Source organism: Paeniglutamicibacter sp. MACA_103, from assembly GCF_045798555.1.
Taxonomy (GTDB): Bacteria; Actinomycetota; Actinomycetes; order Actinomycetales; family Micrococcaceae; genus Paeniglutamicibacter.
The window spans coordinates 60,953-77,381 of the sequence record NZ_JBIXLN010000006.1; the positions used below are offsets into that span (position 1 = coordinate 60,953).

Here is a 16,429-nt window from a genome sequence, read left to right on the forward strand (position 1 = left end):
TTGCGCCCAGGAAATGGGTGCAACCGCGGTTTTTTATTTGGCTTTTGGACCGCTACTTCCGCAGCGAGGTGTTTCCGCTGACCCGGGAAACTATCCGGTCGATGAGGATTCCCAGGCCGATGGCCACGGCCACTGCCACAACGATTCCCAACAGATGGTGTTCCTCGAACCATTGCCCGGCAAGGACCCCGATCAGAACCGAATAGGTAGCCCATCCGAGGCTGGAAAAACACGTCAGGATGATGAAGGTCCGGTGGGGGAATCGTGTCGCCCCTGCCACTAGGTTGACCGCGACACGGCCAATGGGAACGAACCGGGCGACCAGGATCAGGGACACCGGGCGAAGCCGCAATTCATAGCCGGCCCAGGCAAAGGCATGCTGGAGCCGTTTCCGACGCATCCAGGAAAACTTGTCGGTGCCGATGGACCGTCCCAGAAGGTACGCCACGTTGTCACCGACGAAGGCTCCGAGTCCGGCTACCACTCCCAGGATCCATGGATTCGGATTCCCTTGTGTGGGCACCAAGGAGGCCAACGCCACGACCAGCGATTCGCTGGGGACCGGTGGAAAGAACCCATCAATTGCGCAAAAGAGGAAGATCATCAGATACGAAAGTGGGTTTCCGGCAGCGGCAAGGATGAAGCCGCTTAGGGCGTCCAAGGCGGTGGAAATAGAGTCCAAAAGCGTTCCTGTTCATCGAATGTCCCGGGCCCCCAAGAGTGAATTCGAGCGTCCACTTCCAAGGCTAACGACGTCACTTCCCTTTTCCTACTTTGGCACCCGCCGCGATCAATCCGACGGTTCACATGGGTTGCCCGATAGGATTGACGAAGTGCGAAAGCCGCAATCATGTGTGCCCGACCTCCTGGGCGGGACTCTTTGGGGTCATTCGCTCTCGACGACCATGACCCTTCAGGAGAGGACGAAGCACATGCCGAAAGCGGACTTCAACCAAGAGTTCCCGACCCGTGCTTCACTGCGGCGCGCTCGCGAAGCCGAACTGGCTGCGCAGCAAAAGACCAAGGAAGAACCGAAGAAGGCTGTCTCAAAGCCTGGCGAAGTTGATGAATTCGATGCCGTTCCCGAAGCCGCGGTAAGCCCGGCTACGGCGAGCAGGCAGGCCACTGCCGCTCCGGTGCAATCACCGGGAGCAACAAGTGCGAAAACCGCGCCCACAGCCGCCTCGGTCAGCGGTGTCTCCAATACGCCACCGGCAAAGCCGGGTCCGGTAACGCCGGGAAATGTGAAGCCTGCGTCCGCACCGGCCAAACCAGTACCGACAACGGCCGCCGATACCAAGAGCGCGGACAAGCCTGCGGGTGGTGTGCCGCCGGCCGTCCCGAAGCCCGACCCGAAACCGGCGCCAACCGCGGCCAAGCCTGCTTCACCCGCATCCGTGGCCAAGCCTGCTGCACCCTCATCCGCGCCGAAGCCGGCCGCCACCGCGGCACCGGCCGCCAAGCCTGGCGCACCTGCACCTGCACCTGCACCTGCAACTGCGGCCGCGGCGAAGCCTGCCGCTACCGTTGCACCGGCGGCGAAGCCCGCTGCCCCTGCGGCGAAACCCGCCGCTACCGTTGCGCCGGCCGCCAGGCCTGTCGCACCCGCTTCCGCGGCGAAGCCGTCCGCCGCTGCGGCACCGGCCGCCAAGCCCGCTGCCCCTGCACCTGCTTCCGCGGCGAAACCTGCCGCAACCGTGGCACCGGCCGCCAAGCCTGGCGCACCCGCATCCGCGGCGAAGCCGGCAGTAACACCCGCACCGGCCAAAACGGGGACCCCCGCACCTGCCGCAAAGCCGGCGGCAGCCGCCAAACCCGCCGCCGCTGCACCGAAGCCCGCCGTTCCGGCCGCCAAGCCGACTCCCGTTCCGGCCCCGAAGCCTGCACCGGCAGCAACGAAGCCGTCGAGCGCCCCTGCGTCCCAGCCCGCTCCGGCGGCTGCCGCATCCGTCCCTCCCGCAGCTGCCACGAAGCCTGCGGACCCCAAGCCCGCAGCCGCCGCTGCGGCACCGGCAGCCAAGTCGGCCGATTCGGCCGCGGCAGAAGACCTCTCGACTCCGGAAGGCCGACGCCAGGCCTTCCGGGAAATGAACCCGGCTGCCGGAACCCGCGACACGTTCCTGCGCCCCGAGGACGAGACAACATTCCGTGCAGAGCGCGGCTTCCGCGGCTTCCTCTCGCGCCTGGGCTTCAACATGGAGCCCTCGGCCGAGGAAGTCGAGGAGCGCAATTGGCGCCGCACCGTGGGCACCCGGCTGACCGAGTCCAAGACCATCTCCGTGGTCAACGGAAAGGGCGGGGCCAACAAGACCCCCACCGCCGTCCTGCTTTCCGCGGTCTTTGGCCGCAACACCGGTGACCCGGTCCTGGTCTGGGACAACAACGGAACCCGCGGAACCCTGGGATGGCGCACCGTCCAGGGGCCCCACACCGCCCACTCCATGGACCTGCTGTCCGCCGCACCCCGGCTCAAGGAGGTCAAGGTCGGGGATCCGGTGATCCACGACTACACGCACTACCAGCCGGAAGACTGCTACAGCGTGCTGCGCACCGACCCGACCCTGCTTGCCAGCGAGCAATTCGTCAACGCCGCGGACTTCGACGCCCTGCACGGGATCGTCTCGCGGTTCTTCGCCCTGACCATCGTGGACTCGGGCAACGACGAGTCGGCCGAACGCTGGATGCGCATGATCGACCACACCGACCAGCTGGTCATCGCCAGCACCACGGTGGAGGAACACGCCGAGGCTGGGGCCCTGCTCCTGGAGGCGCTGGCCAAGCGCGGCGGGCACTACGCGGAGCTGGCCAAGAACGCCGTCGTGATCGTGTCCCAGCACCAGCCGCACGGCAACCGGGAGCAGCTTGACCGCATTGCCCACGGTTTCCGCCGGCTGGCACGCTCCGTCGTGACCGTTCCCTACGACGCGGCGCTGGTCAAGGGGCAGATCCGCTTCGAGGGATTGCGTCCGGCAACACGCCGCGCCTGGCTCCACGCCACCGCAGCGGTGGCCGGGGCATTGCACGACTGAGTTGGAGAACCCCGCGCTGCTGTGCCGCGGCATCCGGTGGCCCGCATCCCCGGGTAGCCCGCGCCTGGCGCTCGACGACGCCGAACACCGGGGCCACGACGCGGCCCTGGATCCGGGCACGCGGCTCGGCTTCACGGTGCTGCCCGGGCGCTGGTGCCTGGGCCACCAACTGATCCAGGACCGGACCCACCGCACCCTGGTGCCCTGTCCGGATCAGGCGCTGGTCGCCACCGGCACCCAGTGCACCGCCTGCGAGGCAGCCGACCAGTCCCGGGCCATGCACGACTTCCACCGCTCCGGACGTGCCAGCCCGGGCCTGCGCGACTACCTGGACCAGCCCCACTGGCTCTACGTGGCGACCTTCGCGACGGGGACCACCAAGATCGGCACCGCGGCGGGCCCCAGCAAGTGGCGGCGCCTGGCCGAACAGGGGGCGATCAGCGCCCGCTATGTCGCCTGGTGTCCCGACGGGGCGAGCGTGCGGATCCTGGAGGATCTGGTGACCGGCCGGCTGGGGCTCACCCAGCAGGTGCGGGCCAACTCCAAGGTTCGCGGCCTGCTGGAAAGCCATGACACGTCGGCACGGATCGATGCCCTGAACGCGACGAGCGCGGATTCGGTGCGCTCCCTCCTCGCCGGGCTCGGCCCCGGGATCCTGGCAGGCTCGCGTGTCGTGGAGGAAACCTGGAAGGCCCCCGATGCGGGACGGGAGCTGCTGGAGGGCTTCGACGCCCAGGCCCTGCAGCCTTACCCGGCTTCCCTGGCCGAAGCGGCCCACGGCTTCGAGGTGGCGGCGGTCTCCGGGCAGGTCCTGGGCGTGCGGCTGGGCGGGCAACCAGAGATCTTCGTGGCGAACGGCGCGCTGCTCAAGGGGCGCAAGCTCGCCCTGGGCGACTATGTGACCGATTCGCCGCCGGTGCAGGGCGCCCTGTTCTGACTGGATTTGCCGTGCTGAATTAGTATTGAGTCATGACCAACACCCCCTGGGAAGCCTCGTCCGGGCTCTACAAGAAATTGACCTTCGGTTCGATGGCGGTTTCCGGCACGGGCATCGTCCTGGCCCTCATTGGCGCCAACACCCACAACCGCCCGCTGATGTACACCGCAATGGGCATCATCGGCATCGGGCTGGTGGCCCACGTCATCGGGCTGGTGGTGCGGGCCCGCGACGCCAGGGCCTGGCGCGTCTCCCAGGGCCTGGTTCCGGCCAGGGCGCCCCGGCGCGCGAAGAACGCGCCCCAAGACACCCCCTAGCAGTCCCCGGCGGCCCCGACGGCGGGTCCCGCCTGCCCTTGCCCACACGCCTCAACTCGTCCCACACAGGAGCGACACACCGATGAGCATCAATCCCGAACTGGCGGGCCGGACCTACCCGGCCCAGGACCCCTACGTGGTGGGCCGCGAAAAGATCCGCGAATTCGCGGCGGCCGTCAAGGCCACCCACCGGGCGCACTACGACTTGGACGCCGCGGCCGAACTCGGCCACAAGGACCTGCTGGCCCCGCCGACCTTCGCCATCATCGTGGCGCAGAAGGCCGATGCCCAGCTCATCGCCGACCCGGCCAGCGGCATCGACTTCTCCCGCGTGGTCCACGCCGACCAGCGCTTCACCCACCACCGGCCGATCGTCGCCGGCGACGAGCTGCTGGCAGAACTGCACGTGGACACCGTGCGCCCCATGGGCGGCGGGGCCATGATCACCACCCGCTCCGAAATCAGCACGGTGTCCGGCGAACAGGTTGCCACCACCGTTTCCTCGCTCCTGGTACGCGGAGAGGACCAGTAATGATCGACTTCGACACCCTTGAAAAGGGCCAGCCCATCGGCGCCACCACCGTCTTCGTGAATCGCGCCGACCTGGTGCGCTACGCCGGGGCCTCGGGGGACTTCAACCCCATCCATTGGAACGAGCGCTTCGCCACCGAGGTCGGGCTGCCTGGCGTCATCGCCCACGGCATGTTCACCATGGGGGCGGCCGTGCAGCTGGTTTCCGACTGGGCGGGGGATCCCGGGGCAGTCATCGACTACCAGACCCGCTTCACCAAGCCGGTCCCGGTGGCCGACCCGGACGGGTCCAACCCCTCCGATTTCGAGGGCACCGCCATCGAGATCAGCGGCGCCGTCGGGGCGCTGGACGCCGAGGCCCGCACCGCGCGCGTTGACCTGACGGTCAGCGTCGAGGGCACCAAGGTGCTCGTCAAGGCCCAGGCCGTGGTGCAACTCTGAAACCAGCACCCCAACCCGCATCGCCCGCCCCCGCCGGGCGTCGGGGCAACCCCGAGGTCCGGCCCTGGCGCAACGGCGTGCTGGCGCTGTACCTGGCCTCCGGGCTGATGCTGGCCACGCTGGTCTCCCGGCTGCCCTCGGTGCGCGACGCGCTGGGGCTGAGCCACGGGGAGGTGGGCCTGCTGCTGCTGTGCATGACGGCCGGCTCCTTCGCCTCGGTCTCGGTCTCCGGGTTCGTGGTCATGCGACTGGGATCCAAGCGGACCCTGGTGCTGGCCGCGTCACTGACCGCCGTGGCGCTGGCCCTGGTGGGCGTCGCGGCGGCCGGGTTCCACTCGCTGGTGCTCACCGGGACGGCACTGGGACTCCTGGGCGCGGGCAACGCCGCCTGGAACGTGTCCTCCAACGTGCAGGGCGCCGCCATGGAACGGGCCCTGGGCGTGCCGATCATGCCGGTGCTGCACGGCTTCTTCTCCGTGGGCACGGTGCTGGGCGCAGCGGCCGGGGCACTGGGCGCGGCGCTGCATTTGTCCATTTCCTGGCACTTCGCGGCCATGTCCGCGGCCGTGCTGGCCATCATCTTCACCGGCACCAGGGCCTTTAGGCCCGACGCCTCAAACGCCGGCAGCGGGCACTCCAACAAGTCGCTGCTGGCCGACGCCTGGCGCGAACCGCGCACGCTGGTGCTCGGCGTGCTGGTCCTCGGCATGGCGCTGGCCGAGGGCGCGGCGGGGGACTGGGTAGCCCTGGCCCTGTCCGACGGCTACGGGGCCATCAACTCCGTGGGTGCCATCGGCTACGGGGTCTTCGTCGCCGCGATGACCCTGGCCCGGCTCGGCGGCGGGCTGGTCCTGGCCCGGCTCGGGCGCGTGGTGGTCATCCGGATCTCCGCGGCTTCCACCCTGGCCGGCCTGCTGCTCTTCGTCTTCGGCCCTTCGCTGCACACTGCCTTCGCGGCCCTGGTCTTCTGGGGCCTGGGGGTGGCGCTGAGCTTCCCGGTGGCGATGACAGCTGCGTCGGATGACCCGATGCGCGCCGCCGCCCGGGTCTCGGTGGTCTCCACCATCGGCTACGGCGCCTTCCTGGGCGGGCCTCCGCTGTTGGGCCTGCTGGCGGACCGTGTCGGGCTGCTGCACGCCCTGGGCTACGTGGGCATCCTCGTGGTCATTTCCTTCTTCCTGGCCCCGGCCGCCGGTCCCCGCAGGGCCGCCGCCGTGGCGGCACCCGCAACCACCACCACCGAACCCTAAGGCGCAAACCACCGTGAACACCCACCTGCTGGCACCCCTGACCACCACCGGCGTTGGCGGCCCCGCCGCCGGCTTCGTGCGCGCGAGCACAAAGGCGGGCATCGTGGCCGCCGTGGCCGCGGCGCAGGACGCAGGGGAGGACCTGCTGATCCTGGCCGGGGGCTCCAACTTGGTCATCGACGACGCCGGGTACCCCGGCACGGTGCTGCAGATCGCCACCGAGGGCGTGGCGATCGGCGACGCGCTTCCCGACGGGCGCGTGCGCGTGGACATCGCCGCAGGGCACCCGTGGGACGACGCCGTCGCCCAGACCCTGGCCGCAGGGCTCTCGGGACTCGAGGCCCTGTCCGGGATTCCCGGTTCCGCCGGGGCCACCCCGGTGCAAAACGTCGGCGCCTACGGCTCCGAGGTCGCCCACACGCTGCTCGGGGCCACGGTCTACGAGCGCGCGACCGGGAAAACCACCGACTTCGACAACGCAGCGCTGGGCTTCGGCTACCGCGACTCGCTGCTCAAGCGCACCACCGTCAACGGCTCGCCCGCGTTCGTGGTGCTCTCGGTGTCCTTCGCGCTGGAACGCCGGGACGACTCCGCGCCGATCCGCTACGCGGAGCTGGCCCGCACCCTCGGCGTGGCCGCGGGCGAGCGCGCCGACGCCGCGGCGGTGCGCGCCAAGGTGCTTGAATTGCGTGCCTCCAAGGGCATGGTGCTGGACAAAGAGGACCGCGACACCTACTCCACCGGTTCCTTCTTCACCAACCCGGTCGTGCCCGCCTCCGTGCTGGAGGTGCTGCCGGAAGGCGCCCCGAACTTCCCGGTGGACACCCCGGGGATGGTCAAGCTCTCGGCGGCGTGGCTGATCGACAAGGCGGGGTTCGCCAAGGGCTACGGGCTTCCCGGCACCCCGGGGGAGTCGGTCGCCGGCGGGCGGGCGGCCCTGTCCACCAAGCACACGCTGGCCATCACCAACCGCGGGGACGCATCCAGCGCCGACATCCTGGCCATCGCCCGCGCCGTGCGGGCAGGGGTCCTGGACCGCTTCGGCATCGAACTGCACAACGAACCCCTCTTGATCGGCTGCGCCCTGTAGGGAATCCTTGGGAACACCATGGCCTTGATCCCGGCAGCCCTCACCAGCACGCAACGCAACGCCGTGGCGCGCCTGCGCCTGGCCGCGCAGGGGCTGCTGCCCAGGATCCCGGCCGCGACCCTTCCGGTCCCGGCGGCCACGCCCGCGGACGTGGTCGCCGCGCTGGGCATGATGCAGGCCCAGGACCTGCCCCAGGCCTGCTGGGGCGTGGGGGTCCGCCTGCCCGGCGCCGGGCTCGGTGCGATCCATGCGGCCCTGGCCGACGGGTCCGTCATCCGCTGTTGGGGCGCCCGCGGCACGCTGATGCTCATCGATCCGCGGCTGCACGGTGCGCTGCTGGCCGTGACCGCGCAGCGGATGAACGCCAAGATGGCCGGCACCCGGGCGCAGGAAGACATCACCGAGGCCGAAATAAAGCGCCTGGCAGAAGTGGCCCGTGAGCGCTGCGCAGGGACCGGCGCCACGCGCGCCGAATTGCTCAGGGCCTTCGAGGATTCCGGATCGAGCATCGAGGGGCAACGCGGCTACCACCTGATCGTGGCCGTGAGCCTGCGCGGGGTCATCGTCCAGGGCCCCATGGAGCCGGGAAGCGAGACCCGGCAGCTGTTCATGGCCGCCGGGTCCTGGCTTCCGGACGGCGGGCAGCCTCCCGACGCCGGCGAGGCGCTGGCCACGCTGGTGCGCGGATACTTCGAATCCCACGGCCCCGCGACCGTCGCCGACTGCGCGTGGTGGCTCGGCCTGCCCCTGACCCCGGTGCGTGCCGCCGTGGCGGCGCTGGACCCGGTGCTGGGCAGCACGGAACTGGGCGGGACCACCTACCTTTTTGCCGATCAGCACCGGGAGCGCTGGGAGCAACCGCCGGGGGCACGCAGCGTTCTCGCGCTGCCCGGGTTCGACGAGTTCCTGCTCGGCTACCGGGACCGCTCGGTGGCCCTGCCGGAGGAACACTCGCAGGTGGTGACGCCGGGAAAGAACGGGATCTTCCTGCGCACCGTGGCCGCCGGCGGGCAGATCGTCGGCACGTGGGAGCTTGCCGGTGCGGGCACGGCCCGTGCGGGGCGCTTCGTTCCCTTCGGGCCGGAGCCCGGGGAAGGCCGCGCCCGGCAGATCGCCGCCCGCATCGAGGAATACCTGCGGTTCAGGAACGGCTGATCCGGCCGCGGCCATGCGTCCGCGCCCCGGGGACCGCCCGGTGGGCACGAAAAAGCCGGCCGCCGCCCCCCCGCCCCCGCAACGGGGTAAGGGGGCAACGACCGGCCGTGGGCCTTCGGACCGAGGGCGGGTGCCCGGGTTAGAGGCGGCCCTGTGCGATGGCCAGCATGCGGCGCAGCGGCTCGGCGGCACCCCAGAGCAACTGGTCGCCCACGGTGAACGCGGAGATGTAGTTCGGTCCCATTTCGAGCTTGCGGATGCGTCCCACCGGGATGTCCAGGGTGCCCGAGGCTGCGACCGGGGTCAGCGCGTCGACGGTGGCTTCCTTGGTGTTCGGAACCACCTTGGCCCACTCGTTGTCTGCGGCCAGCAGCGACTCGATCTCGGAAACCGGCAGGTCCTCGGTGAGCTTGAGGGTCAGCGCCTGGGAGTGCGAGCGCATGGCGCCGATGCGGACGCACAAGCCGTCCACGACGACCTTGTTGGCCTCGGTGTTGCCCAGGATCTTGTTGGTCTCGACCCCGGCCTTCCACTCTTCCTTGGACTGGCCGTTGCCCAGATCGGCATCGATCCACGGGATCAGCGAGCCGGCCAGCGGCACGCCGAACTGGGTGGCGTCCAGGCCGCCGCGCTGTGCGGCGAGGACCTTGCGGTCGATCTCGAGGATCGCGGAGGCCGGGTCGTCAAGCTCGGAGGCGACGTGGTTGTTGATGTCGCCGAACTGGGTCAGCAGCTCGCGCATGTGCCGGGCGCCGCCGCCGGAGGCCGCCTGGTAGGTCATCGAGGTGCCCCATTCGACCAGGCCGTTGGTGAACAGCCCGCCCAGGCCCATGAGCATGCAGGAGACGGTGCAGTTGCCGCCCACGAAGTCCTTGGTGCCGTTGCCCAGCGACTTGTCGATCACGTTGCGGTTGATCGGGTCCAGAACGATCACCGAGTCGTCGTTCATGCGCAGCGTGGAGGCGGCATCGATCCACAGGCCGTCCCAGCCGCGCTTGCGCAGGTCCCCGTGGACCGCGGAGGTGTAGTCCCCGCCCTGGGCGGTGACAATGATCGGCAGCTTGGCCAGGGTGTCAAGATCGTAGGCGTCCTGCAGTGCGGGTGCACCCTCGGCGAAGGCCGGGGCGGAGCCGCCTGCATTGGAGGTGGAGAAGAACACGGGGTCGAGGTTCGCGAAGTCGCCTTCGTCCTGCATGCGTTGCATCAGGACGGAGCCGACCATGCCGCGGTAACCGACAAAGCCAACGGAAGAAGTCATGCATCCAGCTTAAGGGGTTCGGGGCCCGCACGGGGATTCGGTTACGCGCCGCGGCCAAACGGTGCGGCCCCAAACGCCAAGCGCCCCTTGCACGGACCAGGTCCGTGAAGGGGCGCCGCACCCGCGCATCGCGCGGGGATCCGGTCGTGCTATTTGCCGTCGTCCGCCAGCAGGGCCTTGCGCATGCCCACCAGCTTCAACGAGCCGAAGGCGAAGACCTGGGTGAAGACCAGCAGCAGCACCAGGCCCATGATCTTCGAGCCGGTGAGGACCATGAAGAGGCCCAGTCCGGCGAAGATCAATGCGAAGAGCGGGAAGAGCATGTAGCCGAGCACGAAGAGTCCCTCGGGGCTGGTCTTCAGCGCCTTGAAGGCTTCCTTCATGCCTTCTTCTCCCACGCCTCGACGCGGTACTGGGTGCCGTTGGCCGCGGTGAGCCAGCCGGAATCCGGCTCCGAAAGCGACTTGCTCCAGCCACCATCCAGGGCCGGGGCACGGGTGTCGCCCTTCGGGGAGGCGTTGATGACGGTCTTGACCGCGAGGTGGGCCTGGCCGGCGAACATCGAGTAGATCTCGCCGCCGCCGATGATCCAGATTTCCTGCGCGCCCTCGGCCGCGCGGGCGGCCTTGAGGGCTTCCGCGGTGGTGGCGACGGGCACCGCTCCGGCGCTGCGCAGCGTGGCGTGGCGTGCGACATCGCGGGTGATCACGATGTTGGTGCGTCCGGGCAGCGGGCGGAACTTCTCCGGGAATGATTCCCAGGTCTTGCGTCCCATGATCACCGGGTGGCCGTTGGTGGTGGCCTTGAAGTGCGCCAGGTCCTCGGGCAGGGACCACGGCATGGTGCCGTTGGCGCCGATGACGCGGTCCGCGGCCTCGGCCCAGATCATGCCGATGCGTTCGGGGGCGGTGGTTTCGGCGCGGTGTCCGGCGCTCTGGTTGGAATTGCTCATACGGCGATGGGGGCCTTAATCGTCGGGTGGTGTTGGTAGTCCTCGATCACGAAGTCTTCCAGCGTGTAATCGAAGATGGAATCGGGGGTGCGCGTGATGCGCAGGCGCGGGTATGGGTAAGGCTCGCGGGAGAGCTGCTCGGTGACCTGCGCGACGTGGTTGTCGTAGATGTGGGTGTCCCCGCCGGTCCACACGAACTCGCCGGGTTGAAGGCCGAGCTGGTCGGCCATCATGCAGGTGAGCAGCGCGTAGGAGGCGATGTTGAACGGGACGCCCAGGAACATGTCGGCGCTGCGCTGGTAGAGCTGGCAGGAAAGCTTGCCGTCCGCCACGTAGAACTGGAAGAACGCGTGGCAGGGCGGCAGCGCCATGTTCTCGATCTCGGCGACGTTCCAGGCCGAGACGATGTGCCGGCGCGAATCCGGGTTGGCGCGCAGCGAGTCCATGACCTGGGTGATCTGGTCGATGTGGCGCCCGTCCGCGGTCGGCCAGGAGCGCCACTGGACGCCGTAGACCGGGCCCAGCTCGCCATTGTCATCTGCCCATTCGTCCCAGATCTTCACGCCGTTTTCGCGCAGGTAGGAGGTGTTGGAGTCCCCGCGCAGGAACCAGAGCAGCTCCACGGCCACCGACTTGAAGTGGACGCGCTTGGTGGTGATCAGCGGGAAGGAATCCGACAGGTCGAAGCGCATCTGGCGGCCAAAAACACTGGAGGTTCCGGTGCCGGTGCGATCACCCTTGGCGGTGCCGTGGGCTAGTACGTCGCGGAGCAGGTCCTCGTAAGGGGTTGGAATCGTCACTGGTCCAGTCTAGACGGTGGCGGGAGAAGTGCAGCGGACGCCGGTACCCAATAGGCTCCCAAAGGGGCTCGCAACGTGCCGGGACCGGTTTGAACCGGCGTCCGCCCGCGGGCCGGAGCCTTGATGTGATTCCCGGCTCGCGGGCGCGTCGGCGTGGGGTGGGCGTTCCGTCTCATCCAAGGTCGACCAATTCCGATTTCGCGTCGACCGCTCCAAGATGACCGCTCCAAGACGACTTGCCACGGCTTCGGCCGCCTAACACGATCGGCCACCGGGCAGCCGGTCGAGCTTCGCCTCTGGTGCCGGTCCCGCAGCTTTGGTAGCTTTCAACGCATGGCCATCAAACTTGAGAACGTCGGAATTGCCGTTCGCGACCTTGAAGAGGCAATCGCCTTTTTCACCGATCTCGGCCTGACGGTCATCGGGCGCGACACGGTCAGCGGCGAATGGACCGACACCGCCGTCGGCCTTGACGGAAACCACGCCAACATCGCGATGCTCCAGACCCCGGACGGTCATGGTCGACTCGAACTTTTCGAATACATCCATCCCGAAGCGATCGAGTCGAACCCGACTCGTCCCAACGACATCGGCATGCACCGCGTGGCCTTCTCGGTAGACGACATAGACAAGTCACTCGAGGTAGCCGCAAAGCACGGATGTTATCCGCTACGCGGTGTGGCGAACTATCAGGACGTCTATAAACTCACGTACCTCCGTGGCCCCAGCGGAATCCTCGTGATGCTCGCAGAGGAACTGAAGAAGACCGACACCTGAATCGACTCGATCGACTTAGACGTTACATTCGACTTTCGCTCCGACACGCAACAAGGCAGAGATCCGGATGCTGCAAGCCCCAGCCCCAGCCACAGGCCGGGGTCCGCGGCGTGTATGAGCATGGTGGAAGGCGCGGAGTCGCTGTACTCGTCGGAGTTGGTGCCGTCCGGGTTGTCCCACAGGTTCGCCGTGCCGAATCGTTGCCCGGTGGCCGCGCCGGCCTCAGGCCAGCAGGTCGTTGTATTCCGGGTAGCGTCGCAGGTAGTCCTGCACGTAGGTGCACTCGGGAATGATTTTCAGCCCGCGCTCGCGCATCTGTTCGAGCACCAGCGTGACCAGCGCCCGGGCAAAGCCGCGGCGGCCGTATTCCTCGTTGATGATGGTGTGCTGCAGCGTTGCGGTCTCGCCGTCGACCCGGTAGCCCAGGAAGCCCACATAGGTGGCCCCGTGCCATAGCCCGTAGCGGCCCCGGTCGGCATCGTGGTCCAACCGCAGCCCCTGGTGCACAATCTTTTCCTGGGTGGTGCCGTGATCCTGTTGGGTCATGATGCGCTCCTTAGCAAAGCCGGAAAACCATACCGGGCGCCGCGCCAAACGGGCGCCTACTTACGAGACTACCGTGAAGGGTGCGCCCTAGTCCTCAAACGCGTCGTAAACTTCCACCGAGACCAGTGTTCCCTTGCCAGAGACCGGTTGATGGACCACGATGACGGCGCCGGGTCGCAGGAACGGGTCCTCGGCGGGAAGGAAGGGCGTCAGCGCGCCATTCATGCGCGCACGCAGTTCGGCGAGCACCAGCGGCAGCACCGGGCGGTGCGTGCACAGCGCCTGGGACCGGCGCCTGTCCAGCAGCTTGGCCACGGTGCGCTGCGCCTTCTCCGGGCGGCGCGTGGCGGCGTGCTCGGTGACGGAACCGAGCAGCTTGACGGTGAGGTGGCGCTCCGTCAGGTAGGGCGCAACCGTCTGCACGCAGCGCGTCCAGGGGCTGGAGGCAACCTTGGCCGGGCGCCAGGAACCCAGCAGCCGGGCCACTGCCAGCGCCTGCCGCTGGCCCGTGGCGGCCAGCGGCCGCTTGCCTTCCTCGCGGGTCCAGTTGGAGCGCGGCTTCGCCTTGGCATGTCGCACCACCACGAAGGGGCGCGTCTCCAGCAACCCGTCCCGGTGCGCGGCAACCAGGGCTGCAAGGGGCTCCAGGTCTCCCGGGTTGGTGATCCACGACCGGGCAACCTTCGGCGTGACCCAGCGCACCGCGTCGGTTTCCTTGCCGTCGGGGACCGCCGGGGTGTTCGGTGCCTTGGCCGCCCAGTAGTAGACGACCTTTTGGCCGGAGCCCACCTGGTAGGTCATGGCCGGCAGCGGGATGCCCAGCTCGACATCCAGCCCGACCTCCTCGAAGACCTCCCGGGTGGCGCACTCCGGCATGGTCTCCCCGTCGTCGAGCTTGCCCTTGGGCCAGGACCAGTCGTCATAGCGGTCGCGGTGGATCATCAGCACCTCGAGCCCGGCGCCGTTGACGCGCCAGACCAGGGCCCCGGCGGCCAGCACCGCAAATTTTCCTTCGCGAATCCCGGCGGAATCGCTTGATCGCACGAAATGCACGCCGCTAGCGCCTGACCACGGTGCGCTGGCGGGCACGGGAATCGATCAGCCAGGACTGGATGTCGGCCAGTGGCTTGCCGTCCTCGTCCTTGTGGTGCCGGGTCCATTCGCCGTCGGCGTCGAGGTGCCAGCTGGCGGTGCGCGGATCCATGTAGCGGTCAAGCAGCGCCACGAGCTCGGTGATGTCCTCGCGGCTGCTCAGCGACACCAGCGCCTCGACCCGGCGGTCCAGGTTGCGGTGCATCATGTCGGCCGAGCCGATGTAGACGATCGGTTCCCCGGCGTTGGAGAACATGAACACGCGGCTGTGTTCCAGGAAGCGGCCCAGGATCGAGCGCACCCTGATGTTTTCGCTCAGCCCCGGAACCCCCGGGCGCAGCGCGCAGATCCCGCGGACCACCACGTCGACCTGCACCCCGGCCTGCGAGGCGCGGTAGAGCGCGTCGATGATGGCTTCGTCGACCATCGAGTTGACCTTGATGACCACGCGCGCGGCCAGCCCGGCCTTGCGGTTGGCGATCTCCGACTCGATCTTGTCGATCAGGCCCGAACGCAGCGAGCGCGGGGCCACCAGCAGGCGCCGGAACGTGGAGCGCGGGGCGTAGCCCGAGAGCTGGTTGAACAGCCGCGAGAGGTCCTCGCCCACGGCGTCGTCGGAGGTCAGCAGGCCCAGGTCCTCGTAGTAGCGGGCGGTGCGCGGGTGGTAGTTTCCGGTGCCGATGTGGCAGTAGCGGCGCAGCTTGTCGCCCTCGCGGCGGATCACCAGGGAGAGCTTGGAGTGGGTCTTCAGGCCCACGATCCCGTAGACCACGTGCACGCCGGCCTGCTCGAGCTTCCGCGCCCAGGAGATGTTGGCCTGCTCGTCGAACCTGGCCTTGATTTCCACCAGCGCCAGGACCTGCTTGCCGGCCTCGGCGGCGTCGATGAGCGCGTCCACGATCGGCGAGTCGCCACTGGTGCGGTAGAGCGTCTGCTTGATGGCCATGACCTTGGGATCGGCCGCGGCCTGCTCCAGGAACGCCTGGACGGACGTGGAGAAGGAGTCGTAGGGGTGGTGCAGCAGGATGTCGCGGCGGCGCATCGCGGCAAACACGTTGGCCGCCTTGGAGGTCTCCGACTCGTTGAGGAAGCGCGAGGTGTGGGCCAGCTGCTTGGGGTAGTGCAGGTCCGAGCGGTCGATGTTCGCGATCACGCCGAGCCCGCGCAAATCCAGCGGCGCGGGAAGCGCGAAGACCTCGTCCTCCTCGATGCCCAGTTCGCGCACCAGCAGGGCCAGGATGTTCGGGCTGATGTCGTCGACGACCTCCAGGCGCACCGGGGGACCGAAGCGGCGGCGCAGCAGCTCCTTCTCCAGGGCCTGGAGCAGGTTCTCCGCGTCGTCCTCCTCGACCTCGAGGTCCTCGTTGCGGGTGACGCGGAAGAAGTGGTGCTCGACGATGTCCATGCCCGGGAACAGGTGCTCCAGGTGCACCGCGATCACGTCCTCGAGCGTGATGAAGCGCGCGACCCTGCCCGCGGAGTTGCCGGCGCGCGGGCCGTCCACGGAGATCAGCCGGGCCATCACGTCGGGCACCTTCAGCCGGGCAAAGAGCTCCTTGCCGGTGACCGGGTTGCGGACCACCACGGCCAGGTTCAGCGAGAGCCCGGAGATGTAGGGGAAGGGGTGGGCGGGGTCCACGGCCAGCGGGGTGAGGATCGGGAAGACCTGGTCGATGAACCACCGGCGCAGTTCCTCGCGGGCCCGCTCGTCGAGCTCGTGCCAGCCCACCAGCAGGAGCTGCTCTTTTTCCAGGGCGGGACGCACCTGCTCGGCGAAGACCTTCGCGTGGCGCAGCTGCAGGGCGTGCGCGTCGGACAGAAGCATTTCCAGCTGGTCGATGGGGCTCAGCCCGGTCGCGGAGGGCACCGCCAGGCCGGTGGCGATGCGGCGCTTGAGGCCGGCGACGCGCACCATGAAGAACTCGTCCAGGTTCGAGGAGAAGATCGAGAGGAAGTTGACCCGCTCCAGCAGGTGCGTTTCCGGGTCCTCGGCCAGTTCCAGCACGCGGGCGTTGAAGTGCAGCCAGCTCAGCTCGCGGTCCAGGAAGCGGTCGTCGGCGAAGTCGCCGTCGGGCAGCGGCGAGGGCTCGAAGTCGGGCAGCTCGATCCGGTCCTGGGTGGCCCGGGCCGCCGGGACATCGGTGATGCCCAACGCGGAGGTGACTGGGTACGGATCCATGGCTGTTGCCCCTAGCGTGGATGAGGTGGAGGTCTCTTGCCCCGCGGCAAGACCGTCGGGGCGCGCGGCGTTGCG

18 protein-coding genes are annotated in these 16,429 nt (G+C 68.6%); 9 read left to right on the forward strand and 9 right to left on the reverse strand.

Annotated features, from left to right (window positions below; genetic code table 11):
* Window positions 1-52: 52 nt before the first annotated feature.
* Together ACIPVK_RS04450 and ACIPVK_RS04455 are read right to left on the reverse strand one after the other, a co-directional pair.
* Complete coding sequence (locus ACIPVK_RS04450) at window positions 53-661, reverse strand: DedA family protein (RefSeq protein WP_407610825.1); 609 nt, start codon at window positions 659-661, stop codon at window positions 53-55.
* Between the two features lie 252 nt (window positions 662-913).
* Window positions 914-1,969 (reverse strand): hypothetical protein, encoded by a 1,056-nt coding sequence (locus ACIPVK_RS04455; protein ID WP_407610770.1) that lies wholly within the window; start codon window positions 1,967-1,969, stop codon window positions 914-916.
* Between the two features lie 118 nt (window positions 1,970-2,087).
* On the opposite strand from ACIPVK_RS04455, the gene ACIPVK_RS04460 reads away from it, so the two are divergent.
* The 8 genes from ACIPVK_RS04460 (at window position 2,088) to ACIPVK_RS04495 (ending at window position 8,750) form a co-directional block, all read left to right on the forward strand.
* Window positions 2,088-3,029, forward strand: coding sequence for a MinD/ParA family protein (locus tag ACIPVK_RS04460; RefSeq protein ID WP_407610771.1), 942 nt, complete (start codon window positions 2,088-2,090; stop codon window positions 3,027-3,029).
* Between the two features lies 1 nt (window position 3,030).
* Window positions 3,031-3,966 carry a DUF2797 domain-containing protein gene (locus ACIPVK_RS04465; protein ID WP_407610772.1) on the forward strand — a complete coding sequence of 312 codons (936 nt, stop codon included), beginning with the start codon at window positions 3,031-3,033 and terminating at the stop codon, window positions 3,964-3,966.
* A 32-nt stretch (window positions 3,967-3,998) separates the two neighbouring features.
* Window positions 3,999-4,283, forward strand: a complete 285-nt coding sequence (locus tag ACIPVK_RS04470; RefSeq protein WP_407610773.1) for a hypothetical protein — start codon at window positions 3,999-4,001, stop codon at window positions 4,281-4,283.
* Between the two features lie 82 nt (window positions 4,284-4,365).
* Complete coding sequence (locus tag ACIPVK_RS04475; RefSeq protein ID WP_407610774.1) at window positions 4,366-4,815, forward strand: MaoC family dehydratase N-terminal domain-containing protein; 450 nt, start codon at window positions 4,366-4,368, stop codon at window positions 4,813-4,815.
* Entirely contained in the window at window positions 4,815-5,255 is a 441-nt protein-coding gene (locus tag ACIPVK_RS04480) for a MaoC family dehydratase (RefSeq protein ID WP_407610775.1), read from the forward strand. The genes ACIPVK_RS04475 and ACIPVK_RS04480 overlap by 1 nt, the downstream gene beginning before the upstream one ends.
* 77 nt (window positions 5,256-5,332) lie before the next feature.
* Window positions 5,333-6,505, forward strand: coding sequence for an MFS transporter (locus tag ACIPVK_RS04485; protein WP_407610776.1), 1,173 nt, complete (start codon window positions 5,333-5,335; stop codon window positions 6,503-6,505).
* Window positions 6,506-6,518: 13 nt separating this feature from the next.
* Window positions 6,519-7,595 (forward strand): UDP-N-acetylmuramate dehydrogenase, encoded by a 1,077-nt coding sequence (locus ACIPVK_RS04490; protein WP_407610777.1) that lies wholly within the window; start codon window positions 6,519-6,521, stop codon window positions 7,593-7,595.
* A gap of 18 nt (window positions 7,596-7,613) precedes the next feature.
* Complete coding sequence (locus ACIPVK_RS04495; protein WP_407610778.1) at window positions 7,614-8,750, forward strand: winged helix DNA-binding domain-containing protein; 1,137 nt, start codon at window positions 7,614-7,616, stop codon at window positions 8,748-8,750.
* Between the two features lie 139 nt (window positions 8,751-8,889).
* On the opposite strand, the gene asd is transcribed toward ACIPVK_RS04495, so the two are convergent.
* The 4 genes from asd to ACIPVK_RS04515 form a co-directional block, all read right to left on the reverse strand.
* Window positions 8,890-10,008, reverse strand: a complete 1,119-nt coding sequence (asd, locus tag ACIPVK_RS04500; protein ID WP_407610779.1) for an aspartate-semialdehyde dehydrogenase — start codon at window positions 10,006-10,008, stop codon at window positions 8,890-8,892.
* A 149-nt stretch (window positions 10,009-10,157) separates the two neighbouring features.
* The gene (locus tag ACIPVK_RS04505) at window positions 10,158-10,391 is read right to left on the reverse strand and encodes an NF038396 family protein (protein ID WP_407610780.1); all 234 of its coding nucleotides are present in this window, start codon (window positions 10,389-10,391) and stop codon (window positions 10,158-10,160) included.
* Entirely contained in the window at window positions 10,388-10,897 is a 510-nt protein-coding gene (locus ACIPVK_RS04510; protein WP_407610826.1) for a dihydrofolate reductase, read from the reverse strand. Before ACIPVK_RS04510 ends, ACIPVK_RS04505 begins: the two co-directional genes overlap by 4 nt.
* A 59-nt stretch (window positions 10,898-10,956) precedes the next feature.
* On the reverse strand, window positions 10,957-11,760 hold the full coding sequence (locus tag ACIPVK_RS04515) for a thymidylate synthase (RefSeq protein WP_407610781.1): 804 nt from the start codon (window positions 11,758-11,760) through the stop codon (window positions 10,957-10,959).
* Window positions 11,761-12,093: 333 nt separating this feature from the next.
* On the opposite strand from ACIPVK_RS04515, the gene ACIPVK_RS04520 reads away from it, so the two are divergent.
* Complete coding sequence (locus ACIPVK_RS04520) at window positions 12,094-12,537, forward strand: VOC family protein (RefSeq protein ID WP_407610782.1); 444 nt, start codon at window positions 12,094-12,096, stop codon at window positions 12,535-12,537.
* Window positions 12,538-12,759: 222 nt separating this feature from the next.
* Here ACIPVK_RS04520 and ACIPVK_RS04525 read toward each other — a convergent pair whose 3' ends face one another.
* From ACIPVK_RS04525 to ACIPVK_RS04535, 3 genes are all read right to left on the reverse strand, one after another.
* A complete protein-coding gene (locus tag ACIPVK_RS04525) occupies window positions 12,760-13,083 on the reverse strand; it encodes a GNAT family N-acetyltransferase (protein WP_407610783.1) in 324 nt (107 codons plus the stop codon).
* Between the two features lie 87 nt (window positions 13,084-13,170).
* Entirely contained in the window at window positions 13,171-14,136 is a 966-nt protein-coding gene (locus tag ACIPVK_RS04530) for an NUDIX hydrolase (RefSeq protein ID WP_407610784.1), read from the reverse strand.
* Window positions 14,137-14,140: 4 nt separating this feature from the next.
* Window positions 14,141-16,354 carry an RNA degradosome polyphosphate kinase gene (locus ACIPVK_RS04535; RefSeq protein WP_407610785.1) on the reverse strand — a complete coding sequence of 738 codons (2,214 nt, stop codon included), beginning with the start codon at window positions 16,352-16,354 and terminating at the stop codon, window positions 14,141-14,143.
* Window positions 16,355-16,429 lie beyond the last annotated feature (75 nt).

Bases quoted from the DNA above. Each gene is read 5' to 3' on its own strand.
- ACIPVK_RS04460 (WP_407610771.1), top strand. From the start codon at position 2,088: ATGAACCCGGCTGCCGGAACCCGCGACACGTTCCTGCGCCCCGAGGAC.
- ACIPVK_RS04470 (WP_407610773.1), top strand. From the start codon at position 3,999: ATGACCAACACCCCCTGGGAAGCCTCGTCCGGGCTCTACAAGAAATTG.
- ACIPVK_RS04475 (WP_407610774.1), top strand. From the start codon at position 4,366: ATGAGCATCAATCCCGAACTGGCGGGCCGGACCTACCCGGCCCAGGAC.
- ACIPVK_RS04480 (WP_407610775.1), top strand. From the start codon at position 4,815: ATGATCGACTTCGACACCCTTGAAAAGGGCCAGCCCATCGGCGCCACC.
- ACIPVK_RS04495 (WP_407610778.1), top strand. From the start codon at position 7,614: ATGGCCTTGATCCCGGCAGCCCTCACCAGCACGCAACGCAACGCCGTG.
- asd (WP_407610779.1), bottom strand. From the start codon at position 10,008: ATGACTTCTTCCGTTGGCTTTGTCGGTTACCGCGGCATGGTCGGCTCC.
- ACIPVK_RS04505 (WP_407610780.1), bottom strand. From the start codon at position 10,391: ATGAAGGAAGCCTTCAAGGCGCTGAAGACCAGCCCCGAGGGACTCTTC.
- ACIPVK_RS04510 (WP_407610826.1), bottom strand. From the start codon at position 10,897: ATGATCTGGGCCGAGGCCGCGGACCGCGTCATCGGCGCCAACGGCACC.
- ACIPVK_RS04520 (WP_407610782.1), top strand. From the start codon at position 12,094: ATGGCCATCAAACTTGAGAACGTCGGAATTGCCGTTCGCGACCTTGAA.
- ACIPVK_RS04525 (WP_407610783.1), bottom strand. From the start codon at position 13,083: ATGACCCAACAGGATCACGGCACCACCCAGGAAAAGATTGTGCACCAG.
- ACIPVK_RS04535 (WP_407610785.1), bottom strand. From the start codon at position 16,354: ATGGATCCGTACCCAGTCACCTCCGCGTTGGGCATCACCGATGTCCCG.